This is a genomic window from Levilactobacillus koreensis JCM 16448 (assembly GCF_001435525.1).
Classification (GTDB): domain Bacteria; phylum Bacillota; class Bacilli; order Lactobacillales; family Lactobacillaceae; genus Levilactobacillus; species Levilactobacillus koreensis.
Genome location: NZ_AZDP01000099.1, coordinates 1,324 through 7,145 on the forward strand (window position 1 = coordinate 1,324; position 5,822 = coordinate 7,145).

Consider the following 5,822-nt stretch of genomic DNA (forward strand, 5'->3'; position numbering starts at 1 on the left):
TTGGTGGGTCCTTCGCCTTACCGGCCGGTAGATATGGGCTGGAACGGTGCGAACACACCTTGAAACCTCGAAAGAGCCGAGTCTCCAAGCTTGGTTTTCTGCTAAGCCGGCAAGAAACGCCGACCAAGCAGAACGACGCGCCTGAGCCCATATCTGCCGGCCTCTCGGCTTACATAGTGTGTGTAGACGAACGGGGATAATGACTGTAACAGTCGCTATAGATTGGACCAAAAGCGCTAAGTCTCCACGTTTTCCGACTGTTGTCATGGTAAAGCACAGTCAGAGCCGGAGGAGGACAGGGGTGCAGCCGGCCGTGGAGGTGCTGTTGGCTGGCGGTTCATCAGCCAGCTTACAGCACGGGCGACTTTGGAGACACGCGGTCTTCGTGGCTTCAAAGCGAGCGAGAAGACTGGTGATTTTCCAGTCTGAAGTGTCCCCACAGCAGGCGGAATCCCTGACAGCCGGAGTGCGGCAAATTGGCGCTAATTTAGTGGCACGAATGCTTACCGATATTGGGACGAGACAGGTATTTCATCTTTCAACCTTTAGAGTAATAACAAAAAAGTGGTCGCGCCAATCGGCACGACCACTCAGGTAAATCTTATTTGTTATCAGAATCAGGTGTTGCCTTTGCCGCAGCATTAGCTTCGGTGTCGGCAGCTAAGACGATCTTACCGTCTTCGATCTTGGCCACGAGATTCTTAACGTCCGCGTGATCAAGGTAGAAGTCAGCGATGCGGTCTTCAATTTCTTCTTGAATGACTCGCCGTAACGGCCGTGCACCCATTGCGGGGTTGTAGCCCTTAGCGACAAGTTGTTCTTCAACGGGTTCCGTGACGTGGATGTGGAGGCCTTGGCCCGCCAACATCTGGTTGACATCGCCAATCATCAAATCAACGATCTTCATCAAGTTTTCCTTGCTGAGGGAGTTGAATTCGATGATGTCATCGAACCGGTTCAAGAATTCCGGCTTGAAGTAGTTGGTCAAGTTGCCCAGAACGGAGTGGGTCGTGCCTTCAGCGGCGGCACCGAAACCAACGTTAGCTTCAGCATCACCGGTACCGGCGTTACTGGTCATGATGATCAGTGTATCCTTGAAGGACACCGTGCGACCCTGTGAATCGGTCAAACGACCGTCGTCAAGAATCTGCAGGAACATATTCATGACGTCGGGGTGGGCCTTTTCAATTTCGTCCAGCAGGATCAGCGTGTAAGGATGACGCCGAACCTGTTCGGTCAGTTGGCCAGCTTCTTCATAGCCGACATAGCCAGGTGGTGACCCAATCAGTTTAGAAATTGAATGCGGCTCCATGTACTCAGACATGTCAAACCGAATCATTGCTTCTTGGGAGCCAAAGAGTTCATTGGCTAACTGCTTAGCTAATTCCGTCTTCCCAACACCGGTAGGGCCGACGAACAGGAAGGACCCGATTGGCCGACCAGTGCCGTTCAATCCAATCCGGTTACGACGAATAGCTCGAGCAACCTTGTCAACGGCTTCATTTTGACCGATAACGTGACCCTCAAGATCACCGGCTAAACTCTGGAGTTGATGTTGTTCCTTAGCTTGTAATTCGCCAACTGGAATGTTGGTCTTTTCTTCGACGATATCTTGCATGTCCTTGACCGTGACCTCGGCCGATTGATTTTGATCGGCGTTCGCAGCGGTTTCCTTGGATTTCTCCAATTTCGTCACTTGGTCGCGGTAGTAGGCGGCTTTTTCGTAGTCTTCCTGCTTCAGGGCAGCTTGTTTCTGTGTCTCGGCCACCTTGATCTTTTCATCAATGGCCTTTGGATCAGCCACGTTGATCGTTAAGTTCTTCCGTGAACCGGCTTCATCTAACAGGTCAATGGCCTTGTCAGGTAAGAAACGGTCTTGGATGTAACGGTCAGACAACCGAACGGCCGCCTCAATGGCGTCGTCGGTGTAGTGAACGTGGTGGTAATCCTCATACTTCTTTTGAATCCCTTTCAGGATCTCAATGGCTTCATCAGCGCTCGGTTCATCAACCGTAACGGGTTGGAACCGCCGAGCAAGGGCTTGGTCCTTTTCAATATCTCTGTATTCATTTAAAGTCGTGGCCCCGATCAGCTGGAAGTCACCTCGAGCTAAAGCTGGCTTTAAGACGTTACCAGCATCCATACCACCCTCGGCATTGCCGGCACCCATGATTTCATGGATTTCGTCAATAAAGAGGATAATGTCTGGGTTCGACTGAACTTCCTTCATCAGTTGTTGCATCCGTTGTTCAAATTGACCACGGATACCGGTCCCTTGAACCAGGGAAACCACATCCAACCGAATGATTTGCTTATTCGTTAACTTCTCGGGAACGTTGCCTTCGACAATCCGTTCCGCGAGTCCTTCGACGACCGCCGTCTTCCCAACACCGGCTTCCCCAATTAAAACGGGGTTGTTCTTAGTCCGGCGGTTGAGGATTTCGATGACTTGAGCCGTCTCTTTATCCCGTCCAATTACGGGATCAATCTTGCCGTCCTTGGCCAACTGGGTAAGGTTCAGTCCGTACTGACTGAGCAGTCCGTTGCCGGAACCCTTATTACCAGCCGGTTGCGTTGGCCGACCTTGTTGTGCGGCTGCTTGCCGGTAGTCGCCCTGATTGGCGTTGCCGTCTTGCATAGCCCGGAAAATATCATCCAGGTTACCAAAGCCGAATGGATCTTGTGCCATACGGCCACCTCCATTTCCAGAATCGTTTTGTTGCTGCTTAAGCAGTTGGTAACAATTTTGGCATAGGTCAACTTGTTGCCGCTGCCCGTTTACACTCATATATAGGTGTATCGTTGCTTCATTGCGGTGGCAATTTTGACATAGCATCTTGTCGTCTCCTTTCTTGCCTGGATTTCTCGTGGGAGTCCCACGTGGTCTGTCTGAAAAGTTTTGACCTTTCTTGACCATTGACCACATTATACCGCGTTCCCTTCACCGTGCAAGTATTTTGTTTGGTGATGAAAGCGCCGTGTGTCAGGGGCTTTCCAGCGAACGACTTTATTTTAGCACTCTAGTCTAGAGAATGCTAAAATGACTTCTTGAAATCATCAACTTTTTTAATTTTTGTTGGGTATAATGCTTTGGCCAGTGAAATAGGGAAGAGTTGACTGTCTTTTGTCCAAAACCGGTCAGCGGCAGACGACATTTAAATTTTGCGGTTACGCAGAGGTTAATCCTCCAGTTGAAGCCGACTAGCGTGTTTTTAGCCGGAATCTTTTGTATAATGGATAAGTCGGTTCAACGATGATTAAAAATGCTGTGTGATTTGGCCATGGCAGTCGGCGTAACTGGCAAAGTGCATGAGGGGGTGAAGAGTTGGCGAAAGACTTTACGGACCTGATGAATCAGTTGAAAGATAAGAAAATCGAAAAATTTGAAGTGACTCCGGAAGATTTTCCGGCCTTTCAGAAGGCTTTTATGTCGTTTGACACGCGGAAACGGGTGGTTGGCCAGGCCAATAAGAACGGGCAATTGATTTATCATTACGATCACGATGCCGGAAATGATGGCGAATAGGATTATTTTGATGAAAGCGGTTCACATAGAACTTGTAATTTATCGCTTAGATTGATATTCTTAGTAGGTAGACGTTATCCGTAAAAATGGTTGTTTGGCCAATGCGCAGGTCAAGACGGATGATGTTCAGTAAGAAATCAACCTAAGCTTAAAGGAGATCGATCAATTATGGAAAAACGCGAATTTCATGTTACAGCAGAAACTGGTATCCATGCACGTCCCGCTACTTTATTAGTACAGGCTGCAAGTAAGTTCAACTCAGAAGTTAGCTTACAGTACCAAGACAAGTCCGTTAACTTAAAGTCTATCATGGGTGTGATGTCATTAGGTGTTGGTCAAAACGCTGAAATCACGATCACGACTGATGGTGACGACGAAGCCGACGCGATGAACGCTGTTGCTGAAACTTTGAAAAAAGAGGGTTTATCTGACTAATGAGGGCGATGCTCAAGGGAATTGCCGCCAGTGACGGTGTGGTTTGCGGTCAGGCTTATCGCTTGGTCGAGCCAGATCTGAACGTTGAACGACGGTTAATCACAAATCTTGATTCCGAATTAAATCGATTCCATCAGGCCCTTGAAGCAGCCGTCTCAGACATTGAGACGATTAAAACTCGTGCAACTAAAAACCTGGGCGCTGACAGTGCCCAGGTTTTTAGTGCGCACATTGCGATGCTTCAAGACCCGGAATTGATTGCGGCAGTTGAAGCAAACATTAAAGATAAGCATATTAACGCTGAGGCAGCCATTGCGGATGTCACGACGGGGTATGAGGCCACACTGCAGGGATTGACCGATAATCCCTACATGCAGGAGCGAATTACGGATCTGCATGACGTGACGAAACGGTTGACGGGTCATTTGCTAGGGGTCACCTTACCCGACTTGGTCCTGATCGATCATCCAGTCGTTGTGGTCACGCACGATCTGATTCCCAGCGACACGGTGTCCGTAAACCCGAAGTACATCTTAGGGTTCATTACGGACGTTGGTGGGCGGACATCCCACTCTTCAATCTTGGCACGGAACTTAAACTTGCCGGCCGTCGTGGGAACGCAGAACGCGACCAAACAGATTCCAGCCGGTGAAACGGTGATCTTAAACGGGACGCGTGGTAACGTGATCATTCAGCCAACGGTTGACGAATTGGCAACGGCCCGGCGAGACATGCAGGAACGAGTGGCTAATCAGAAACGATTGGCGACCCTGCGCCATCACGAGACGACTTCTAAGGATGGCGTCGGTGTGATGTTGGCAGCCAACATTGGCACCGCCAGTGACTTGCCAGCGGTATTGGAAAATGGCGCCGAAGCCATTGGCCTCATGCGGACCGAATTCTTGTACATGGACGCTGACCAACTGCCAACGGAAGACGAGCAATTTAACGTCTACCGCCAAGTGGTCCAATCCATGGCGCCACGGCCGGTGGTGATTCGAACCCTCGATATTGGTGGGGATAAGCCATTACCTTATTTAAAAACCAAGCATGAAGATAATCCGTTCATGGGTGAACGGGCCATTCGCCAAAGCTTAGCGCACCAAAAGATCTTCCGTAGTCAGTTGCGGGCTTTGTTGCGGGCGTCGGCGTTTGGTAACTTACGGATCATGTTTCCCATGATTGCCACACTGGATGAGTTCCGTCAGGCCAAGGCGATTTACGATGATGAGCGGTCGAAGCTCACCACTGCTCAGGTTCCGATGGGTAAGGTCAAAGTGGGGATGATGGTCGAGGTCCCAGCAGCGGCCTTATTGGCTGACCGATTTGCTCAAGAGGTTGACTTCATGAGCGTGGGGACCAACGATCTGATTGGGTACACCATGGCCGCCGATCGGACGAACCAAGACGTCGCCTACCTGTATCAACCCTACCATCCAGCCATCTTGCGGCTGGTCGACCGAATCATTCACGCCGGTCACGCTGCGGGAATTCCCGTGGCCATGTGTGGTGAAATGGCTGGCGACCCAATCGCCGTGCCACTTTTGCTGGGCATGGGCTTAGATGAGTTCTCAATGGGAGCCGGTGCTGTGTTGAAGACTCGCGAGTTGATCGGTCAGCTCAATGCCCACGACCTGCAATCGTTGGTCGAAACGGCATTGAATTCGGCCAGCACCAGCCAAGAGGTCATCACCATGGTCCAAGCGGCGGTTCCGGGTGTTCTTCAGAAGTAATCGGTATACTGTTTAACTAAAGGTTGAAAGTTCCCAAATACCAGTCATGCTTGCTCTAGCAACAACAGTGAAACTAAAACTAGGCAACCTGGTGGTCCCTTCGCCTTACCGGCCGGCAGATATGGGCT

At 50.2% G+C, this 5,822-nt stretch carries 5 protein-coding genes; 4 read left to right on the forward strand and 1 reads right to left on the reverse strand.

Annotated features, from left to right (window positions below; genetic code table 11):
- Window positions 1-200 (forward strand): hypothetical protein (locus FC99_RS14205; protein WP_235805900.1); only part of this gene is annotated, 200 nt, incomplete at its 5' end.
- A gap of 401 nt (window positions 201-601) precedes the next feature.
- Here the strand turns inward: FC99_RS14205 and FC99_RS08630 are convergent.
- The gene (locus tag FC99_RS08630; RefSeq protein ID WP_082153277.1) at window positions 602-2,836 is read right to left on the reverse strand and encodes an ATP-dependent Clp protease ATP-binding subunit; all 2,235 of its coding nucleotides are present in this window, start codon (window positions 2,834-2,836) and stop codon (window positions 602-604) included.
- 489 nt (window positions 2,837-3,325) lie between these two features.
- On the opposite strand from FC99_RS08630, the gene FC99_RS08635 reads away from it, so the two are divergent.
- The 3 genes from FC99_RS08635 (at window position 3,326) to ptsP (ending at window position 5,694) form a co-directional block, all read left to right on the forward strand.
- The gene (locus FC99_RS08635) at window positions 3,326-3,526 is read left to right on the forward strand and encodes a hypothetical protein (protein ID WP_048735734.1); all 201 of its coding nucleotides are present in this window, start codon (window positions 3,326-3,328) and stop codon (window positions 3,524-3,526) included.
- 168 nt (window positions 3,527-3,694) lie between these two features.
- Complete coding sequence (locus tag FC99_RS08640) at window positions 3,695-3,961, forward strand: phosphocarrier protein HPr (protein WP_011668257.1); 267 nt, start codon at window positions 3,695-3,697, stop codon at window positions 3,959-3,961.
- Window positions 3,961-5,694, forward strand: coding sequence for a phosphoenolpyruvate--protein phosphotransferase (ptsP, locus tag FC99_RS08645; protein ID WP_048735735.1), 1,734 nt, complete (start codon window positions 3,961-3,963; stop codon window positions 5,692-5,694). The genes FC99_RS08640 and ptsP overlap by 1 nt, the downstream gene beginning before the upstream one ends.
- Window positions 5,695-5,822: the final 128 nt, after the last annotated feature.

Coding starts and splice junctions, on each gene's coding strand:
- FC99_RS08630 (WP_082153277.1), bottom strand. CDS start 2,836: ATGCTATGTCAAAATTGCCACCGCAATGAAGCAACGATACACCTATAT.
- FC99_RS08640 (WP_011668257.1), top strand. CDS start 3,695: ATGGAAAAACGCGAATTTCATGTTACAGCAGAAACTGGTATCCATGCA.
- ptsP (WP_048735735.1), top strand. CDS start 3,961: ATGAGGGCGATGCTCAAGGGAATTGCCGCCAGTGACGGTGTGGTTTGC.